The 19,286-nt window shown below is 65.8% G+C and carries 17 protein-coding genes; 14 read left to right on the forward strand and 3 right to left on the reverse strand.

The genetic code is table 11. The features are described 5' to 3' along the window. The first annotated feature begins 16 nt into the window (after nucleotides 1–16). The 13 genes from BerOc1_RS12965 (at nucleotide 17) to BerOc1_RS13020 (ending at nucleotide 14,983) form a co-directional block, all read left to right on the forward strand. Complete coding sequence (locus tag BerOc1_RS12965) at nucleotides 17–295, forward strand: hypothetical protein (protein WP_071546095.1); 279 nt, start codon at nucleotides 17–19, stop codon at nucleotides 293–295. Further along, nucleotides 295–447 (forward strand): hypothetical protein, encoded by a 153-nt coding sequence (locus tag BerOc1_RS19145; RefSeq protein ID WP_165610820.1) that lies wholly within the window; start codon nucleotides 295–297, stop codon nucleotides 445–447. The genes BerOc1_RS12965 and BerOc1_RS19145 overlap by 1 nt, the downstream gene beginning before the upstream one ends. A 27-nt stretch (nucleotides 448–474) precedes the next feature. Beyond that, nucleotides 475–1,668, forward strand: a complete 1,194-nt coding sequence (locus BerOc1_RS12970) for a CpaE/TadZ family protein (RefSeq protein WP_071546096.1) — start codon at nucleotides 475–477, stop codon at nucleotides 1,666–1,668. Further along, nucleotides 1,665–3,095, forward strand: a complete 1,431-nt coding sequence (locus tag BerOc1_RS12975) for a TadA family conjugal transfer-associated ATPase (protein WP_071546097.1) — start codon at nucleotides 1,665–1,667, stop codon at nucleotides 3,093–3,095. The genes BerOc1_RS12970 and BerOc1_RS12975 overlap by 4 nt, the downstream gene beginning before the upstream one ends. A gap of 3 nt (nucleotides 3,096–3,098) precedes the next feature. Further along, nucleotides 3,099–4,073: a type II secretion system F family protein gene (locus BerOc1_RS12980; protein WP_084641505.1), complete on the forward strand. Its 975-nt coding sequence runs from the start codon at nucleotides 3,099–3,101 to the stop codon at nucleotides 4,071–4,073. A 10-nt stretch (nucleotides 4,074–4,083) separates the two neighbouring features. Continuing rightward, on the forward strand, nucleotides 4,084–5,040 hold the full coding sequence (locus tag BerOc1_RS12985; protein ID WP_071546098.1) for a type II secretion system F family protein: 957 nt from the start codon (nucleotides 4,084–4,086) through the stop codon (nucleotides 5,038–5,040). Between the two features lie 23 nt (nucleotides 5,041–5,063). Then, nucleotides 5,064–6,425 carry an SPOR domain-containing protein gene (locus BerOc1_RS12990; RefSeq protein WP_071546099.1) on the forward strand — a complete coding sequence of 454 codons (1,362 nt, stop codon included), beginning with the start codon at nucleotides 5,064–5,066 and terminating at the stop codon, nucleotides 6,423–6,425. Nucleotides 6,426–6,593: 168 nt separating this feature from the next. Then, entirely contained in the window at nucleotides 6,594–8,741 is a 2,148-nt protein-coding gene (locus BerOc1_RS12995; protein ID WP_084641507.1) for a response regulator, read from the forward strand. Nucleotides 8,742–8,892: 151 nt separating this feature from the next. Beyond that, nucleotides 8,893–10,131 (forward strand): glycerophosphodiester phosphodiesterase family protein, encoded by a 1,239-nt coding sequence (locus BerOc1_RS13000; protein ID WP_071546100.1) that lies wholly within the window; start codon nucleotides 8,893–8,895, stop codon nucleotides 10,129–10,131. Nucleotides 10,132–10,326: 195 nt separating this feature from the next. Then, complete coding sequence (locus BerOc1_RS13005) at nucleotides 10,327–11,133, forward strand: protein phosphatase 2C domain-containing protein (RefSeq protein WP_071546101.1); 807 nt, start codon at nucleotides 10,327–10,329, stop codon at nucleotides 11,131–11,133. A gap of 49 nt (nucleotides 11,134–11,182) precedes the next feature. Further along, nucleotides 11,183–12,211 (forward strand): extracellular solute-binding protein, encoded by a 1,029-nt coding sequence (locus BerOc1_RS13010; protein WP_071546102.1) that lies wholly within the window; start codon nucleotides 11,183–11,185, stop codon nucleotides 12,209–12,211. A 13-nt stretch (nucleotides 12,212–12,224) separates the two neighbouring features. Further along, on the forward strand, nucleotides 12,225–13,280 hold the full coding sequence (locus tag BerOc1_RS13015) for an ABC transporter ATP-binding protein (protein WP_071546103.1): 1,056 nt from the start codon (nucleotides 12,225–12,227) through the stop codon (nucleotides 13,278–13,280). Nucleotides 13,281–13,282: 2 nt separating this feature from the next. Then, nucleotides 13,283–14,983, forward strand: coding sequence for an ABC transporter permease (locus BerOc1_RS13020; RefSeq protein WP_071546104.1), 1,701 nt, complete (start codon nucleotides 13,283–13,285; stop codon nucleotides 14,981–14,983). Here the strand turns inward: BerOc1_RS13020 and BerOc1_RS13025 are convergent. Beyond that, nucleotides 14,980–16,242: a cyclic di-GMP phosphodiesterase gene (locus BerOc1_RS13025; RefSeq protein ID WP_084641510.1), complete on the reverse strand. Its 1,263-nt coding sequence runs from the start codon at nucleotides 16,240–16,242 to the stop codon at nucleotides 14,980–14,982. The genes BerOc1_RS13020 and BerOc1_RS13025 overlap by 4 nt on opposite strands. Nucleotides 16,243–16,527: 285 nt before the next feature. Between BerOc1_RS13025 and BerOc1_RS13030 the strand changes: the two genes are divergently transcribed. Beyond that, entirely contained in the window at nucleotides 16,528–17,016 is a 489-nt protein-coding gene (locus BerOc1_RS13030; RefSeq protein ID WP_071546106.1) for a hypothetical protein, read from the forward strand. A gap of 347 nt (nucleotides 17,017–17,363) precedes the next feature. Here BerOc1_RS13030 and BerOc1_RS13035 read toward each other — a convergent pair whose 3' ends face one another. Both BerOc1_RS13035 and BerOc1_RS13040 read right to left on the reverse strand, forming a co-directional pair. Continuing rightward, nucleotides 17,364–17,756 carry a DUF2721 domain-containing protein gene (locus BerOc1_RS13035; RefSeq protein ID WP_071546107.1) on the reverse strand — a complete coding sequence of 131 codons (393 nt, stop codon included), beginning with the start codon at nucleotides 17,754–17,756 and terminating at the stop codon, nucleotides 17,364–17,366. A gap of 150 nt (nucleotides 17,757–17,906) precedes the next feature. After that, complete coding sequence (locus tag BerOc1_RS13040; RefSeq protein WP_071546108.1) at nucleotides 17,907–19,058, reverse strand: PQQ-dependent sugar dehydrogenase; 1,152 nt, start codon at nucleotides 19,056–19,058, stop codon at nucleotides 17,907–17,909. Nucleotides 19,059–19,286: the final 228 nt, after the last annotated feature.

Raw genomic sequence — 19,286 nt, forward strand, 5'->3', positions numbered from 1 at the left:
GAGAGGAGGAAGCGGCATGCGCAATATTCTCATCTACCTCGCCATGGTGGGCATCATGCTCCAGGCCGGTTGCGGGACCATGTTCCAGAGCCGGGAATCCACGCCGCCCTTCGGCAGTTCGGTGCGCATGGCCGTGGCCGACCAGACCGCCAACCCCGAGGCCGGTTCCGACGCCCCGGTGGTGGGACTGGACGGCAGGTACGCCGCCAAGGTCGCCGAGAAGTACCATGACGGTCCCAAGAAGGAGTCCGAGCGGAAGTTCGGTTCGATCTTCGGCGTGGTGGAGCCCAAGTGATGGCGGAGCGGGCGTGTTTCGAATATTGGCGCGAGACTGTGCTCATGCTCCTGATGCTGCTCGTGCTTGTCCTGGATCTGGCGTTTTTCAAAGACCTTCGGGCTGACGGGGAAAAGGGCGTCCACGCGGGCGTCTTTGTCAGCACCGAGTAGAAAGGGAGAGGGGGAAAAGGGGGAACCATGAACAACCGAGTGATACCCATATCGCTGGCCGTCATCGACAAGGAACAGCGTGATCGCCTGGAAAGGATGATCGGCGCCAATCCCATGGTCCGGCTGGTGGGCGAGGACGCCGAGGAGATGGGCGTGCTCATCTACGAACCCGGCGACACCGTCGAAGAGGACATGCCGCACATCATCCACGCCCTGGAATCGGGGCAGGCCGAGGACGTCTACCTGGCCGGCGACGTGGCCGACCCCGAGATCCTCATCCGGGCCATGCGCAGCGGCATCCGCGAATACCTCAAGTTTCCCCTGGACGAGAACGACCTGCGCGCCGCGGTCATGCGTACGGCCATGCGGCTGAGCCTGGTCGTGGACGACGGCGACAAGGGCCGCATCTTCACGGTCATGGGCTGCAAGCCCGGCGTGGGGACCACCACCCTGGCCGTGAACACGGCCTGCGCCCTGAACGAACGCGCGCCCGGCCGGACCGTGCTCCTGGACCTGCGCCCGCCCCTGGGCGAGATCCCCTATTTCCTGGACCTCAAGTACGAATACAGTTGGGGCGACCTGGTGGCCGACATTTCCCGGCTGGACGCAACCTACCTGCGCAGCGTCGTGACCGAGCACGAATCCGGCCTGCACGTCCTGCCCGGCCCGGTCTCGGGCGAGCGCCCGGACGAACACTCCCTGTTCCTCATCCTGGAGCAGCTCCGCCACAGCTACGACTTCGTGGTCGTGGACGCCGCCACTCCGGGCGAGGACGAACTGCCCAAGGAAGCGGAGCTGGCCAACCTCATCCTGGTGGCCATGCAGCTTTCCCTGCCGTGCCTGGCCCGGGTCTCGAGGCTGGCCGACTCCCTCGGCGGCCAGGACCCGGACGCGGACCGGCGCATGCGCCTGGTGGCCACCCGCGTGGCCCGCAACGGCTCCATCGGCCTGCCCGAGGCGGCCGAGGTCCTGGGCCGCGAGATACCCTGGTCCATCCCCGAGGACGGCGAGACCGTGCTCTCCGCCATCAACCAGGGCACCCCCCTGGTCCAGGCCTATCCCAAGTCGGTGTCCGCCAAGGCCGTCCAGGCCCTGGTCGCGGATCTGGCCCCCAAGGCCAGGAAGTCCCCCAAGCGGTTGTCCCTGCCGTTTTCCTCGCTCTTCCGCAGGAAGGGCAAGGAATCGGGAGCCAATGAAAACCTGGCGGGGGCGGCCTTATGAACCTCGCGGAAAGACTGAATCGGAACGCGTCCCGGCGCACCGTCCAGGCGGCCGCGCCCGAAAGCGCCACGCCCAAGGCGGCCCCGAAGGCCAAGGCCAGGCCCCAGCCCAAGGCGGCCCCCAAAGACGATGCCGCGGAGCACTATTTCGAACTCAAGACCCGCATCCACGGCCGGCTCATCGACATGATCGACCTCTCGCTCCTGGATTCCCTGAGCGAGACCGAGATGCGCAGCGAGATATCCAAGGTCACCGAAGGGCTGCTCTGGGGCGAGTTCCGCAACGCGCCGCTCAACCTGGCCGAGCGCAAGCGCATGCTGGCCGAGATCCAGGACGAGGTCATCGGCCTGGGGCCGCTGGAACCCTACGTCCAGGACCCCACGGTCAACGATATCCTGGTCAACGGCTACAAGCAGATATTCGTGGAGCGCTCGGGCAAGCTGGAGTTGACCCCGGCCCGGTTCAAGGACGACGACCACCTGCGCAAGATCATCGACCGCATCGTCTCCAAGGTCGGGCGGCGCATCGATGAATCCCAGCCCCTGTGCGACGCGCGCCTGCTGGACGGCTCGCGCGTCAACGCGGTCATCCCGCCCCTGGCCATCGACGGCCCCTCGCTGTCCATCCGCAAGTTTTCCAAGGACCCGCTGGAAGTGGCCGACCTGATCGGCTTCAACTCCCTGACTCCGGAGATGGCCCTGCTCATGAAGGGCATCGTCCAGACCCAGCTCAACGTGCTCATATCCGGCGGCACCGGCTCGGGCAAGACCACGCTGCTGAACTGCCTGTCGCGCAACGTGCCCGAGGACGAGCGCATCGTGACCATCGAGGACGCGGCCGAGCTGCAGCTCAAGCAGGAGCACGTGGTCCGTCTGGAGACCCGCCCGGCCAACATCGAGGGGCGCGGCGAGATCACCATGCGCGACCTGGTCAAGAACTGCCTGCGCATGCGTCCGGACCGGATCATCGTCGGCGAGGTCCGTTCGGCCGAGGCCCTGGACATGCTCCAGGCCATGAACACCGGCCACGACGGCTCCCTGACCACCATCCACGCCAACAGCGCGCGGGACGCGCTCATGCGCCTGGAAACCATGATCTCCATGGCCGGGCTGAACCTGAATCCCCTGTCCATGAAGCGCTACATCTCCTCGGCCATCGACGTCATCATCCAGGCCACCCGGCTGGTGGACGGCACCAGAAAGGTCATCTCCATCCAGGAAGTGACCGGCATGGAAGGAGAGATGATCACCATGCAGGAGATCTTCGCCTTCGAACAGACCGGGATGAGCGCCGACGGCAAGGTGGAGGGCCATTTCACGGCCCGGGGCATCCGGCCCAAGTTCGCGGCCAAGCTCGCGCGCATGGGCTTCCCGTTCCCTGCCGACATGTTTCAGGTCACCCCCAGGCCCACAAGAGGGAAGGAGTAAGTCATGACCATGACGTTGATGATCGCCGGCGTGGCCGTGCTCGTCGTCTTCCTGCTCATAATGGGCGTCGGCTCGCTCATGCAGTCCGGATCGGACAAGGCCGAGCGGCGCGTCAAAAACCGCCTCCGGGCCATGGCCTTGAGCGCCGACCTCGACGCCGCCTCCGTGGACCTGGTCCTGCGCGAGTCCGCCATGAGCGAAGTGCCGCTGTTCAACCGTCTGCTTGAGGGCATGCGCTGGTCCGCCAATTTCAACCGGCTCCTGTACCAGGCCGACGCCAAGGGCACGGCGGGCGTGTACCTGCTCGTCTGCATGCTCCTGGCCGTGGTCGGCTTCTACGCCGGGACCTTGTCGGGCCGACTGTGGGTCTCGGCGGCCGGGGCGCTCCTGCTCGGCTACCTGCCGATCTGGAACCTGCAGGGCAGGAAGCGCAGGCGTATGGACCGGTTCCAGAAGCAGCTTCCCGAGGCGCTCGACCTCATGGCCCGCGCGCTCAAGGCCGGGCACACCTTCGGCGGCGGCATGCGCATGGTGGCCGACGAATTCGACGCCCCCATCGGCCCCGAGTTCGGCAAGACCCTGGACGAGATGAACTACGGCATGGACGTGGACCGCGCGCTGACCAACCTGCAGGGCCGCGTGGACTGCTCGGACCTGAAGTTTTTCGTGGTCTCGGTGAACATCCAGCGCGAGACCGGCGGCAACCTGGCCGAGATCATCGCCAAGATCGCCGCCCTGGTGCGCGAGCGGTTCGCCCTGTTCGGCAAGATCCGGGTCCTGTCCGCCGAGGGCAGGGTATCCGCCTATATCCTCACGGCCCTGCCGTTCTTTCTGACCGGCATTCTGTACCTCATCAGCCCCGATTACATCAGCCTGCTGTGGTCTCGGGAAATGGGCCAGAACATGGCCTGGGGCGCGGCCGTGTCCATGACCATCGGCGCGATCATCATCCGCAAGATCATCAAGATCAAAGTGTAGGGAGGCGGCCATGGACATCCAGATCATTCCCCTGTTCGCGGCAGGCATCGGCTTTGTCTCCGTGCTCCTGGCGGGCTACGGCCTGATCGGCTATCTGGGCGGCGCCAGCGACTCGGCCCGGCTCAAGGAGCGTGTCTCGGGCACGGCGGTCAAGCGCTCGGACGCCTTGGCCGCGCCGCTGGGGCAGGCCCTCAAGGGCGCCGTGGATTTCTTCGGGCGGCTGGGTACCAGGATCGGCCCCTCCGAGACGGCCGAGATCGAAAAGGGCCGGTTGCGCCTGATCCAGGCCGGGCTGCGCAAGGCGGATTCCCACAGAACCTTCCAGGGGCTCAAGGGCGTTCTGGGCGTGGGGCTGGCCGGGAGTTTCCTGCTCGTCAAAGTGCTTTTTCTGCCCGACACTTCCGTGGCCATGGCCGCCTTCGGCGCGGTCGTGCTGGCTGCGGTGGGCGTGTACGGGCCCGAATACTGGCTGTCCAAGAGGATCGTTCGGCGCAGGCTGGCGCTCAGCGACGAGTTGCCCGATGCCCTGGACATGCTGGTGGTCTGCGTGGAGTCCGGCATGGGGCTGGACCAGGCCGTGGACCGGGTCTGTCACGAGACGCGTCATTCCGGTCCGATCCTCAGCTCCGAATTCAAGCTGCTCACCCTGGAGTTGCGCGCGGGCAAGTCCCGCGCGGAGGCCCTGCGGGCCTTGGCCGAGAGGACGGCCCTGGACGACCTGAACAGCCTGACCTCCCTGCTCATCCAGGCCGACGCCTTCGGCATCAGCATCGGCCGGACCCTGCGCGTCTACTCGGACGCCATGCGCGTCAAGCGTTCCCAGCGCGCCGAGGAGAAGGCCGCCAAGATGCCGGTGCTGCTCCTGCTTCCCCTCGTGCTGTTCATTCTGCCTTCGCTGTTCGTGGTCATTCTCGGACCGGCGGGAATCATGTGCATGGACATGTTCCTCAAGATGAACAGCCATTAGGACAAACCGCAAAGGAGACCGTCATGAAAAAGTTTTTCATCATCGCCGTGGCCCTGTTCGCCGGGATCGTCCTGTCCGGCTGCATGGGCAAATCGTACGACGACAAGACCTTCGACCAGCTGGCCTACGGGGAGGATTCCCCGGTCAAGCTGACCAGCGAGCAGCACGAGCAGGTGGGCGACGGCTACGTCCGCCGCAACAAGCCCGAAATGGCCCTGATCCACTTCAACAAGGCTATCGAGCTGGACGGGGACAATCTCGACGCCCGGGTCAAACGCGGCAACCTGCTGGTCTCCCAGGGGCTGGATGAACAGGCCCTGGCCGAATACAACGCGGTTCTGGAAAAGAACCCGGACCACGCCATCGCCAACGAGGCGGCGGGCTGCGTGTATTTCCGGGCCGGGCTGAACGGCGAGGCCGAGGCGCATCTGAACCGCGCCGTGGCCCTCAATCCCATGCTCTGGAAGGCCCACAATTTCCTGGGCATCATCCATGACCGGAACAAGGAATACGAAAAGGCCGCCAAGGAGTTTTCCGCCGCCCTGGAACTGCACCAGGGCAACGGCGTGGACGAGATCTACAACAATCTGGGCGTGGTCCACATCGCCCGCAGGCAGTACGCCGAGGCGGTGGAGACCTTCCGCCGGGCCCTGCAGGCGGGCGGGGTGTCCGCGCGCACCTACAACAATCTGGGCCTGGCCCTGGCCCGCATGGGCCGACTGGACGAGGCCCTCGAATCCTTCAAGTACGCCGGGGGCGAAGCCAAGGCCAACAACAATCTCGGATACGTCCTGTTGACGGAGGACCAGCCCGCCAAGGCGGTGCCCTATTTCGAGAAGGCCATCGAACTCTCTCCCAGCTACTACGTGAAGGCCGCCGACAACCTGAAGCGCGCCCGCCTGGCGGCCCGCTTCCAGGGCGGCGCCCACCAATCAAGCGGTTCCACCCCGAACCCTCTGCTTCGCCAGTCCTTCCCCGACTCGAAGCAGAACCCCGGCGAGCCTGCGGCATCTCCCGCGTCCGCAGGCTCGCCTCCCCCTTCCTCCAGGGTCGTCAAGGCGGCCTTGGAGGAGCCGGTGGCGGGTTCCGGGGATCAGACCATAATGCCCCATGAGAAGACCTACGGCCTGCACGTCAGTTCCTGGCAGGACTACAGGAACGCCTTCGCCCATTGCGAGAAGCTCCGGAAGCAGGGGTTCGTGACCTGGGTCAACCAGGTGGACCTCGGCGACAAAGGCGTCTGGTACCGCGTCCTGGTGGGCAAGTTCGGTTCGGTCAAGGAGGCACAGGCCGAACGGCCGGACGTGCTGGCCATCCTGAACCTGGACAGCGCCCCGGTCTTCGAGCGCGTGGACCCCAGGCCCGTGGTCACGGCCCAACTCTGACAACGGCGAGCACGCCTTGACAGGCACCGGCCCGCACGTCACCCCGGATCGCCGGCGCATCGCCGCCGATCCGGGGTGTCCGCGTGCCGGGGAAACTTCCCTTTTTCAGGGAATTTCCGTATGTTCCCGTCAAGGGCATGACGCCTGAACCGACCGGGGAGAGTCAACTTGGCAGCCGACCGCACCAAACGCTTTCGCGTCCTCGCCGTGGACCATGACGAGTCCATGCTCACGCTCTACCGCGACGTCCTCTGCTTCGAGAGCGAGGAGCCGTCCGCCCTGGAGGCGCTGTTTGGCGACGACGCCCGGTTGCCGTCCCGCGAGGAGATCGACGAGGACGCGGCCCGTCCGGTCTTCGAGGTGGTCCAGGCCCCGGGCGCGGCCGGGGGGCTTGAGGCCATGGAGCACGCCCTGGAGGACGGCGAGCCGTTCGCCATCGCCCTGGTGGACATCCATCTGTCCGACCTGGGCGAGGAATTGTCGGGCATCGACCTGGCCGAGGCCCTGCGGGAACGCGACCCGAACGTGGAGATCGTCCTTTTGTCGGCCCGCCACAAGGTTCCCCTCAAGGAATTCAACAAGCGGGTTCAGCCGCCCGAAAAGCTGCTCTACATTCAGAAGCCGTTCCGTTCGCCGGAGCTCAAGCAGATCGCCCTGTCCCTGGGTTCCAAGTGGGACGCGGAGAACCGGCTGCGGGACCTGAACGAAACCCTGGCCTCCAAGGTAGAGGCCCGGACCAGCGAACTCCACGCGGTCAACCGGCGCCTGCGACTCGACATCGCCAAGCGCGCGGCCGTCCTGCGCGAACTCCAGGCCTCGGAGCAGCGCTACCGGCTGCTCTTCGAGAAGAACATCTCCGGTAATTTCGCGGCGGACAGCGAGGGACGCATCCTGGACTGCAACACGGCCTTTGCCGAGATGTTCGATTTCCGCCTGCCCGACGACGCACTGGGCGCGAACATTTTCGACCTGTGGGACCGGGCCGGGGGCGGCGAGTCCCTGCGCGATCTCCTGGCCGCCACCGGCAGGGTGTCCAACCAGGAGGTGGCCTTCGCGCGCGGGCCGCTCAAGCGCCACCTGATGGTCAGCTGCGACACGGTGGCCGACGGCGAGGGCGGCGGGGAGGAGTTGCGCGGCTACCTGTTCGACATCTCCGAGCCCAAGCGGCTGGAGGACCAGCTGCGCCAGTCCCAGAAGATGGAGGCGCTCGGCACCCTGGCCGGGGGCATCGCCCATGACTTCAACAATATCCTGGGCGTCATCCTGGGCTACGCCGAGATCATCGAGTCCGGGGCCGAGCCGGATTCCGGCCTGGAGCGGCGCGTCGGCGAGATATCCCGGGCGGGCCGGAGGGCGCGCGACCTGGTCACCCAGATCCTGAATTTCTCCCGCCAGGGACCCCAGGAGCGGCACGCCATGACCCTGACCCCGCTGGTCAAGGAGGCCCTGAAGCTGCTGCGCTCCTCCGTGCCCAGCAACGTGGCCATCTACACCCGGCTGCAGACCAACCGGGACCAGGTCATGGCCGACCCGACCCAGATGCACCAGATCCTGCTCAACCTCTGCGGCAACGCCTCCCACGCCATGAAGGACTCGGGCGGGACCATGACCATCACCCTGGCCGACGTCTGTTCCGGCGATCCGGTGCTGCCGCCCGAGGGACTGGGCAAGCCCGAGCGGTTCGTGCGCCTGACCGTGTCCGACACCGGGCCGGGCATTGAGCCGGACGTGGCCGAGCGGGTCTTCGATCCCTTTTTCACCACCAAGAAGCAGGGCGAGGGCACGGGCATGGGGCTGGCCATGGTCCACGGCATCGTCAAGCGGCACGACGGCTACCTGGAGCTGGAGAACTCTCCCGGCCAGGGCGCGACCTTCCACGTCTTTTTGCCGCGCAGCTCCGGACTGGCCCGGCCCGAGGCGGATATCCCGGCGGACCTGGTGTTCCGCGAGGGGCGCATCCTGTTCGTGGACGACGAGAAGCCGCTCACGGACATCGGCCGGGAGATGCTCGAATCCATCGGCTTCGAGGTGGTCACCCGGACCTCGTCCATCGAGGCGCTGGAGGCCTTCAAGTTCAAGGCGGGCGACTTCGACCTGATCATCACCGACCAGTCCATGCCCAACATGACCGGCATGGAGTTCGCCCACGAGGTCCTCAAGATCCGGCCCGACATCCCGATCATCCTGTGCACCGGCTTCTCGGACGCCGTGTCCTACGAGCGGCTGCGCGACATCGGCATCGGCGACTTCATCATGAAGCCGATCCTCAAGCACGACCTGATGGCCTCCATCGGCCGCCTGCTGTCCGGCCGATAGACGCAGCCCCGCGGCACCGCCCGGCCCCTCCGTCACCGAAAGTCCTCCTGCCCGCCGCGTTCCCGCAATGCGCGCGGCTTACGCCACGTGGTATGTTCCGTCGGATGGCCTGTCCACCGTCCGAACCTCTCACCGCTTTTAGGAGGATATCATGCGCTTCAAGACACTGATCGTCGCGGCCGCGGCCTGCCTGCTGGCAAGCGCGGCCGGGGCCATTGCCGGGGAGAACGTCCAGGTGGGGCCGCGCCCCTATTATCTGATCGAGAACATGGACGACGGCCCGCTCAAGGAGTCGCTGAAGATGTGCGCGGACAAGCCGCTCAAGCGGACCGCGTTCTCCATCGGCCACCGGGGCGCGCCCATGCAGTTCCCGGAGCACACGAAGGAGAGCTACGAGGCCGCCGCGCGCATGGGCGCGGGCGTGCTCGAGTGCGACGTTGCCTTCACCAGGGACCGCCAGCTGGTCTGCCGCCACTCCCAGTGCGACCTGGCCACGACCACCAATATCCTGGCCATTCCCGAACTGGCCGCCAAGTGCTCCAAGCCGTTCACGCCCGCCAAGGTCGACCCGGCCACGGGCGAGGTCCTGGAACCGGCCACGGCCATGTGCTGCACCAGCGACCTGACCGTGGACGAGTTCAAGCGGCTCAAGGGCAAGATGGACGCCTCCAACCCGGCGGCCACCACGCCCGAGGAATTTCTGGGCGGCACCCCGTCCTGGCGCACGGACCTGTACACGGCCACGGGCACGGTCATGACCCACAAGGAGTCCATCGCCCTGTTCAAGAAGCTCGGCGTGAAGATGACCCCGGAGCTCAAGACCCCGAGCGTGCCCATGCCGTTCGACGGCGACTACACCCAGGAGCGATACGCCCAGCAGATGCTCGACGAGTACAAGGAGGCGGGCGTGGCCCCGTCCGACGTCTTTGCCCAGTCCTTCCGGCTGGCCGACGTGCTCTACTGGCTGAAGAACGATCCCGAATTCGGCGAGCAGGCCGTGTTCCTGGATGAGGACGGCCTCGATGGATTCAACCAGGACAAGCCCGAGACATGGTCCCCGACCCCGGCCGAGCTCAAGGCCGACGGCGTGAGGATCGTGGCCCCGCCCCTGTGGGTCCTGGTCACGGTTCAGGACGGCAGGATCGTGCCCTCGGCCTATGCCAGGGCGGCCCAGGACGCGGGGTTGAAGATCATCACCTGGTCCCTGGAGCGCTCCGGGCTGCTGGCCGACGGCGGCGGCTGGTACTACCAGTCCGTCAAGGACGTGGTTCGCAAGCCCGGCGACATGCTCACCCTGGTGGACGTCCTGGCCCGGCAGGTGGGCGTCATCGGCATCTTCAGCGACTGGCCCGGCACCGTGACCTATTACGCCAACTGCAAGGGGCTCTAACCCGCTTCCCGCGACCCCATTCGGGCCGGAGTCCGCTCCGGCCCTTTTCTTTTGCCCGGTAAACCCTCCGCGAAACCGGGAGATTACACACTTTTATTGAAACCGTCGATGTGACCGGAAGCCGAATAGACGGTATCGATTTGACAGAACGGTCGCGCCGGTACCAGTGTGGCAGGAACCGGAAAAGGACAACCTATGAGAATCGATACCGTTTTCGAGCAGGGGACCGGCCTGCTGAACGAGGACTTTCTGGTGGTTGACAAGAACCTGTTCGGCGTGTTCGACGGGGCCACCAGTCTGTCCACGGCCCGGTTCGGCCACGGCCTGACCGGGGGGTACCTGGCCTCTACCATAGCCGGGAGCGTCTTTCGCGGGAGCGACCGGCCGCTTCGGGAACTGGCGGACGAGGCCAACCGGGCGATCCTGGAGGCCATGCGCAAGCACGGCGTGGACATGGACGACAGGGCCAACCTGTGGTCCACCAGCGCGGCCGTGGTCCGGGTGGGGGAGGACCGCTTCGAGTGGGTCCAGATCGGGGACTGCCTGGTCATGACCCTGCACGGGGACGGCACCCACCGGGTGCACTGCGCCGAGTTCAACCACGACCTCGAGACCCTGACCATGTGGCGGGAGGCCTCCCGCGAGAGCGAGGGCGCGGTTCTCGACGTCATGCACGAGCAAATCGTCAAGGTCCGCCGGGGCATGAACGTGACCTACGGCGTGTTCAACGGCGAGCCCGCGGCCATGGACTTCCTGAACGCCGGTTCCCTGCCGCTGCACGGGATCACGGACATCCTGCTGTTCACCGACGGCCTGTTCATCCCCAAGTGCGATCCCGGCGAGCGGGAGGATTTCGACCTGTTCGCCGAGCTGTTCCGCGCGGGCGGGCTCAAGGGGGTCCGGGACCATGTCCGGAGCGCGGAAGCGGGTGACGCGGCATGCGCCCGCTATCCCCGGTTCAAGGTCCACGACGACGTTGCGGCCATTTCCATAGCCCTGTAGGCGCGGGCCGCGCCCGCCAACCATACTGCAACCCATCTGGAGGAATGTGATGAAACGGATTTTCAGCCTGCTGTCGGGCCTGGCGGTGGCGGCGCTCTGCGCCACGGCCGCGATTGCCGGAAACCTCGAGGACAAGGTGGTCGTCTACTCCACCCACGGCGAGTCCATGCTGGAGGCCGTGGCCGACGGTTTCGAGGCCAAGACCGGCGTGGCCGTCGAGTTCATCAACCTCAAGGGCGAGCTGGCCGACCGGGTGCGGGCCGAAAAGGCCAATCCGCAGTCCGACGTCATGTACGGCGCGCCTTCCTCCGTCTACCAGGAGCTGAAGGGGGAGGACCTCTTCCAGCCCTTCACGCCCACCTGGGCCGCCAAGGTCGATCCCCTGTTCAAGGACAAGGACGGCTACTGGATCGGGACCATCCAGACCCCGGTGCTGATGTTCTACAACACCGAGATGCTCACCGCCGCCGAGGCCCCCAAGGACTGGAAGGATCTGGCCGATCCCAAATACAAGGGCATGCTGGTCTTCCGCAACGCCCTGTCCTCGTCCGCGCGGGCCACCTATTCCGCCCTGTTGCAGCAATATGAGAAGAAGGGCGAGCTGGACCGGGGCTGGGCCTTCCTCAAGGCGGTGGACGCCAACACCAAGCGCTACTACGGCAGCGGCTCCCTCCTGTTCCAGGCCGTGGGCCGCAAGGAGGCCGCCATCAGCTTCTCGGTGCTCAACGACGTCATCGACAACCAGACCAAGAACAAGATGCCGCTCAAGACCGTCGACGCGGCCAGCGGTTCTCCGGTCATCACCGACGCCATCGCGGTCATCAAGGGGGCCAAACACCCCGAGGCCGCCAAGGCGTTCGTGGAGTACGCGGGCGGGGCCGAGGCCCAGGCCATGCTGGCCCGGAAGTTCAACCGCATGCCGACCCTGCCCGACGCTCTGGACGAAGCTCCGGCATGGATGGCCAAGATCAAGTTCAAGATCATGGACGTGGACTGGGGCGCCCTGGCCTCCAAGCAGTCCGAGTGGATGCAGCAGTGGGACGCCGAGGTCAAGGATTCGGCCAAGGACAAGCAATAGCGGAGGCCGGATCATGGACGAAGTGGTCCTCAAGGGGGTCACCCGGACCTTCGGTTCGACCACGGCCTGCGCCGGGGTGGACCTCTGCGTGGCCCGGGGCGAACTGTTCACCTTCCTGGGGCCGTCCGGTTGCGGCAAGACGACCATTCTGCGCCTGATCGCGGGGTTCCTGGCCCCGCAGTCGGGCTCGATCCTGCTCGGCGGCCGGGACATCACCCGGCTGCCGCCCGAAAAGCGGGAGGTGGGCATGGTCTTCCAGAACTACGCCCTGTTCCCGTACCTGACCGTGGCCCGCAACGTGGAGTACGGATTGCGCGTGCGCCGCCGGACCAAGGCGGAGATTCGTTCGACCGTGGCCCGCTACCTGGAAATGGTCGGCCTGTCCGGGTTCGAGGAACGGCGCATCGACGAACTGTCCGGCGGTGAGCAGCAGCGGGTGGCCCTGGCCCGGTCCCTGGCCGTGGAGCCGCGCGTGCTCCTGCTGGACGAGCCGCTGTCCAACCTGGACGCCCGGCTGCGCGACCGCACCCGCGAGGAATTGCGGAACCTCCAGCGGGAGTTGGGCATCACCACCATCTTCGTGACCCACGACCAGAACGAGGCCCTGACCCTGTCCGACCGCATCGCCGTGTTCGACCGGGGCAGGCTGGTCCAGACCGGCACCCCGGCCGATATCTACGGCCGCCCGCGCAACGGGTTCGTGGCCGGGTTCGTGGGCGACACCAACCTCATCGAGGCGGACTGGCGCGACGGGCTGGCCGTTGTTCCGAGCGGGCGGCCTATCCGGGCCGGGAGCGCCGGGCCGGGCCGGTACGTGGCCGTCCGGCCCCAGGACGTGCGCTTGTCGTCCCCGGACGCCCCCGCGTCCCCGGATGACGACAACGTGTTCGAGGGGCGGGTCACGGACGCGCAGCTCAACGGGGTGTGGATCGACTACCGGGTCCGGGCGGGCGGCATGGACCTGCGCGCCGCGGCCCTGAACACCGTGGCCGGGGACTTTGCCCCGCGTCCGGGCGACACGGTGCGCGTGTCCTTTCCGGCCCGGGCGGTCATGGTCCTGGAGGCGTAGCCGTGCTCGCGGACAAGCGCCGTCTCCCGCTCCGGCTGCTCACGGCCGTCCTGATCTGGTTCCTGGGGGGCTTTGTCCTGTACCCGGCCCTGTCCACGCTGATGGTCAGCCTGGCCCCGGACAAGGGAACGGCCGCCGGGGCGGGGCTGGCGCGATACCTAACCTTCTTCTCCTCGGCCACGGACCTGGCCGTGCTGTGGAATTCCGTGGTCCTCGGGCTGCTCACCGTGCTCGCCTGCGGGGCGACCGGCACCGCGCTCGCCTTTTTCGTGCACTATTTCGAATTTCCGCTGCGCGGGCTGGTGGACAAGATCCTGCTGCTGCCGGTGATGATGCCGGGGATCATCATCGTCTTCGCCTTTGTCCAGCTCTACGGCGAGAGCGGGCTGGTGACCAAGACCGTGGAGACCTGGCTGGGGTTGAACGGTGCGCCGTGGGACTTCGCCGGGCTGCCGGGCATCCTGTTCGTGCACACCTATACCCAGTACGTCTATTTCTACATCGCGGTCTCCCTGGCCATCCGGCACATCGACGGCTCGGTGGTGGAGAGCGCGCGCGGCCTCGGCGCGTCGCGGCTCAAGGTCTTCACCTCGGTCATCCTGCCGTATCTGACCCCGGCCCTGGTCACCTCGGCGGCCGTTACCTTCATGACCGGCATCGGCTCGTTCACCGCGCCGAGCATCATCGGCGGGCCGTACAAGGTCCTGACCACCCAGATCCTCCTGGCCAAGGCCAACAACTACATGGGTGTGGCCGCCGTGCAGGTGGTCGTGCTGACCGTCATCTCGCTGATCTTCTTCGCGGTGCTCCGTTACTACGAGGGGGGACGCCTGTTCGCGGCCCAGGTCAAGGGCACGCCCATGCGCCCGGCGGACGTGCGCAATCCCCTGGCCCGGTACGCCATGCGCGGCGCGGCCTGGCTCATGGTGGCCATGGTCGTCCTGCCGTTTGCGGCCATCGTCCTGCTCTCCTTCGTGGACTCGGCCTCCTGGATGGTCAGCATCTATCCGGAACACTTCTTCCTGGACAACTTCGAGGCGGTCTTCACCCGAGCCCGGAAGTTCCGCCCGTTCCTGAACAGCGTGAACATGTCCCTGCTGGCCGCCCTGGGCTGCCTGGCGGTGGCCGTGCCCGCATCCTTCATCATCGAGAAGACCCGGCTCAAGCTGCGCTGGCTCATCGAATTCCTGGTCATCCTGCCCTGGGCCATGCCGGCCAGCGCCATCGCCGTGAACCTGATCAACGCCAACAGCACGCCCAACGTCTTCGCCTTCAACGCCATCCTGCTCGGCTCCTATTTCCTCCTGCCGCTCGGCTACCTGATCAAGTCCCTGCCCATCGTGGTCAAGATCGTGCACGTCTCCTTCCAAAATCTGAGCACGACCCTGTTCGAGGCCTCGGCCAGCCTGGGGGCGGGCCGGTTCCAAACCCTCAGGGGGGTGGCTCTGCCCATGCTCTCGCCCGGCCTGCTGGCCGGGTTCCTGCTGGTCTTCATCCACAGCGTGGGGGAATACACCGTGTCCGCCTTTCTCTACACCGCGTCCAACAAACCCATGTCCATCGCCATGGTCAACGCCATCTTCGAATACGAGATCGGGCTGTCCATGGCCTACGGCACGCTGCTGCTGGTCCTGACCGGCGCGCTCGGCGCGGTCATAGGCCTGGTGCGGCGGGACGCCTTGTCCGGGGGAAGCGGGAACTAGGAACCGGGTTCCACGTAGTAGGTGATGCGGGTGCGGGGGGAGAGGTATTCGAGCGTTTCCGGGGAGAGTTGGGCCAACCGGATGGATTTTTCCACGCGCAGGTCCGGCTCGTCGGCAAGGTCGACGATGAGCGCCTCCCTCTTGGGCACGTCCGGGTCGTAGAGCATGACGCTCGGGTTGAGCTGGTTCTTGGGGTTCACGGCCATGACCATGCCCACCTCGCCGTTGGACAGCTCCACCACGGTGCCCGGCGGGTACACGCCCAGGCAGCGGATGAACAGGGCGAGCATCCCCACGTCGAAGAGGTGCTTCTGCTGGCCGAACATGAAGGACAGGGCCAGGTACGGGGTCAGGGACTCCAGGGGGTCGGGCCGGTTGCAGTGGTTGTCGTAGGCGTCGGCGATGGCCACCATGCGCGCCAGCCGGTCGATGCCGTCGCCATCTAACCCCTTGGGATAGCCCGAGCCGTCCATGCGCTCGTGGTGCTGGGCCACCACCTCGGCCGCGTCGGGCGGGAAGACGTCGATGTCCGCCAGCATGGCCGCGCCGTAAGCCGGATGCCGCTCCAGCAGCTCCTGCTCCGGGCGGGTCAGCTCGCCGCGCTTTTTCAGCAGCTTCTTGGGCAGCCGCTCCTTGCCGATGTCGTGGAACAGCGCGCCCAGGCCGAGCACGATCATTTCCTCGGCGCTCAGGCGGGCCTCCTTGCCCACGATCATGGACAGCACGGCCACGTTCATGGGATGCGAGTAGGCCGATTCGCCCCGGTCCACCACGTTCATCAGATGCAGGGTGGACTCCCGGTCGTCCAGGAAATAGTCGGTCAACTTCGAGACGAAATCCGTGGCGGCCACGGCCGCTTCGGCCTGCCCGGCGACCACGCCCTTGAGGATGTCGTTGAAGGTCTTGATGCAGGTGTTGAAGCGCTTCTCGCACTGGGCGATGCGCTCCTTTTTCTGCTTCAGCCGCCGGGTGCGCTCCTTCTTGACCTCCCACAGCCGGTCGATGACCTCGCGCGGGACCGGCCTTTCGGCCACGGACTTCCCTTGCGCGGGCCTGGACGGGGCGGCGGGCAGGACGTCCGACTTTTCGGGGATGCAGATGACGTGGGTGATGCCCAGGCTCTGTATCAGGGCGATCTGGTCCGCGTCCTTGATCTTGAAATTGCTGAACAGGAACGGATGCTCGAACCAGCTGGTCTGTTGCAGCCGGATGAATACGCCCGGTCGGAGCTGGTCCACCGAGATGCGGATTTCGGGCATGTTTTGCTCCGTCATGATTACACAGCATACAACAACGGAATGTATACGACAACTGTTAAGGATCGAGGCTGTCAATTTAACCGTCTGATTAATAACGCATTCATAAATCGATTGTCCGGTATCAACGAAATCGGCCCAGGACGTGCGCGCGACACCGTTTTCGCCATGAAGACGTCACCCGAAAAGCGTTGCCAAGCAACGGAAAATGGTTTAATCGTCAAATTGCCGTGTGTGTTTTCCACATTCTTTCATGTTGGAAAAATTGACTTTAAGGCGGTTTGTATTATGCCGAAGAGGGCAGGCTCCGGGAAGCGGTTCCCGGTCGGTTCCTTTGCCGTATTCTTTTTCCTCGTTGCCGTGGCCGGGCTGGTCTATTTCCAGACCGACCTGTTTTGGCCGGGCTCGCCCGAGCGCGGATTGTCCGGCCTGGTGTCCGTGCGGGGATCCGTCTCCCTGGAACGGCTGGCCCTGTCCGATCAGGAGATCGCCGCCATCAACCGGGCCGTGGCCCAATACCGCGACACCTTTTCCAAGGTGGACCTGGTGGTCGACACCGTGGGGCACGAGGAGGAGATCACCCCGTCCACGGTCCTGGTCTTTGCCGTGGAGCTGCAGACCAACGGCGACCTGGTGGTCAAGTCCTGGAGCCGCAAGATACCGCGCGGCGACATGGTCTCCCAGTTGGTCGGCTACATGGGCAAGGCCGCCCGTGAATACAAGGAATTCAAACGATTCCCCGACGTCAAACAGAACTTCAAGACCCTCTACATCTAGCCGCCGCCGTTATCCATGCCTGCAAAAGGGCCCGGACTTTGTCCGGGCCCTTTTGCGTTGCCTCCGGCGGCCGGGGCGCTGCCCCGGACCCCGCTTAAGAACCTTTTGAAAAAGGTTCTTAAGAATCTCCCAAACTTTTTGTGTGCCTTCGGCAGGGTCGTGCGAACGCGTCGGGCCGTGCCATTGGTTTTCAAAAATGAAGACGTTCCGTGCTCTTGCCATCCGCGAAGCGGCAACAAAAAGTTTAGGAGGGAAGAGGGGATGGGGGTCCGGGGAAGGGGAGAGGGGAAGCCCTTCTCAAAGGGTTCCCCTCTCCCCTTCCTCCGGCCGCCGGGGGCGGCGCGTTCCTACCGCTGCTCCATGTCCTGGAGGAGGATGTCGAGGGCGTTGAGGGAGATGCGGATTTCGAGGAAGGAGTAGAACATGGACAGGATGAGGAAGAGCAGGCTGACGCCGAACAGGAGCTGTCCGGCCAGTTCGAATTCCTGGAAGATGCAGATCATGGAGAAGATGCAGGCGAGCATGGACATGACCCCGAATCCCTGCATGTGCCGGATCATGTGGACTCTTTTGCGCAGGTTGTCGATCTGGGCGAGGATGGATTGGTCCGGGGCGAGGCGGTACTGGTCGTGCAGGGTGCGGATGCGCGCGGCCAGGGACAGGAACCGGTTGGTGAAGGCGAGCATGAACAGGGAGATGGCCGGAAAAAGCAGGGCCGGAGTGGTGACGGTCATCTGCATGGAGAGGTCCTTCGAAACGTTCAAGATGGAGGCTTGACCGCTTGGTTTTGTTGAGTTTTGTGGATCGGGTCCGGGGCACGCCAGGGAAGGCCCCGGACCCGCGTCATGCTAGCCGATCGGGTGGTGGAAGTAAATCGTAGCCGGCCCGTTTCAGCGCGGTTCCAGCCGGATGAGCCTGCCGTCGTCCTCGTCGGTGAGTACGTAGATCAGGCCGTCCGGCCCCTGCCGGACGTCGCGGACGCGCTGGCCCATGGGCAGGTCCTTGTCGCCGAGGACCTTGCCGCTTTCGTCCAGCTCGATGAGCCGGATGGTCTCGCTGCGCAGGCCGCCCGCCAGGAGGTCGCCCCTGAAGGCCGGGAAGGCGTCGCCGGTGTAGACCATCAGTCCCGAGGGCGCGAACCGCCACTTCCAGACCACGACCGGATCGACCATGCCGGGCAGGGAGTGGTGGTCGGCCACGTCCACGGGCAGGGTGTACTCCTTGCTCCAGGAGGCCTTGGGCCAGCCGTAGTTGCGGCCGGGCTCGATGCGGTTGATCTCGTCTCCGGTGCGGGCGGCGTGCTCGCTGACCCACAGGGTCCCGCGCAGGGGATCGAAGGCCATGCCCTGGATGTTGCGGTGGCCCATGGTGTACAGGCCGGGCGCGGCGGCCGGGTCGGCGAAGGTCGGCGGCTCGGCCGGGGCGCCGTCGTCCTTGAGGCGGATGAGCTTGCCCTGGTGCGAGGCCCGGTTCTGGGCCTGGTCCCGGGCGAGCATGCCGTCCACGCGTTGGGGCGGGTTGCCGCCGTCGCCCACGGACAGGACCAGGGTCTTGTCCGGCAACCAGGCCAGGCGAGAGCCGAAATGCTGGCCCCCGGACTTGGCCGGGGAGGCGGCGAAGAGCACTTCGGCGTCATGGAACCGTTCTCCGTCGAACCGGGCCCGGGCCAGGGCCGTGCGGTTGGCCGACTCCGTGCCCGTGGCCAGGGTGAAGTAGACCAGCCGGTTCTTCTTGAAATCGGGGTGCGGGGCGATGTCCAGCAATCCGCCCTGGCCGTACACCAGGGCGGCGGGTGCGCCGGGCACGACTGTCGACTTGCCGTCCTTGAACAGGCGCATCCGTCCGGGCCGCTCGGTGATCAGCAGGCCGCCGTCCGGCAGCCAGGCCATGGACCACGGATGGTCGAGGCCGGTGAGCAGGGTGACGGCCCGGACGCCCTGGACGGAGTCGGTCCTTTCCGGAGAGAAATAGGGCTCGGCCCCGGCCTGTGCGGCCGCGAGGAAGAGCAGGAAAAAGGGGACGATGAGGATATGTCTGGACATGGCTGCCTCCGTGGCTGGGGTGATCCGCGCCGTTTCGGGGCGGGGCGCGGGTCGTTACAGCATAGCATAAACCGGCGGCCATGGACAGATGGGGTGGGGTCCCGCGGGCCGGAAGCCGGAAGCGAGGCCGCCGGGCGGGGCGGCCGTTTCTGCGGCAAGTGCAGATTGTTTTGAAAAAAGAGTATTTGTTGGTGCATTTTATATTGCCATTGCCAAAAATCTGTGTTC

Origin of the sequence: Pseudodesulfovibrio hydrargyri, assembly GCF_001874525.1 — a bacterium.
GTDB classification, from domain to species: domain Bacteria; phylum Desulfobacterota; class Desulfovibrionia; order Desulfovibrionales; family Desulfovibrionaceae; genus Pseudodesulfovibrio; species Pseudodesulfovibrio hydrargyri.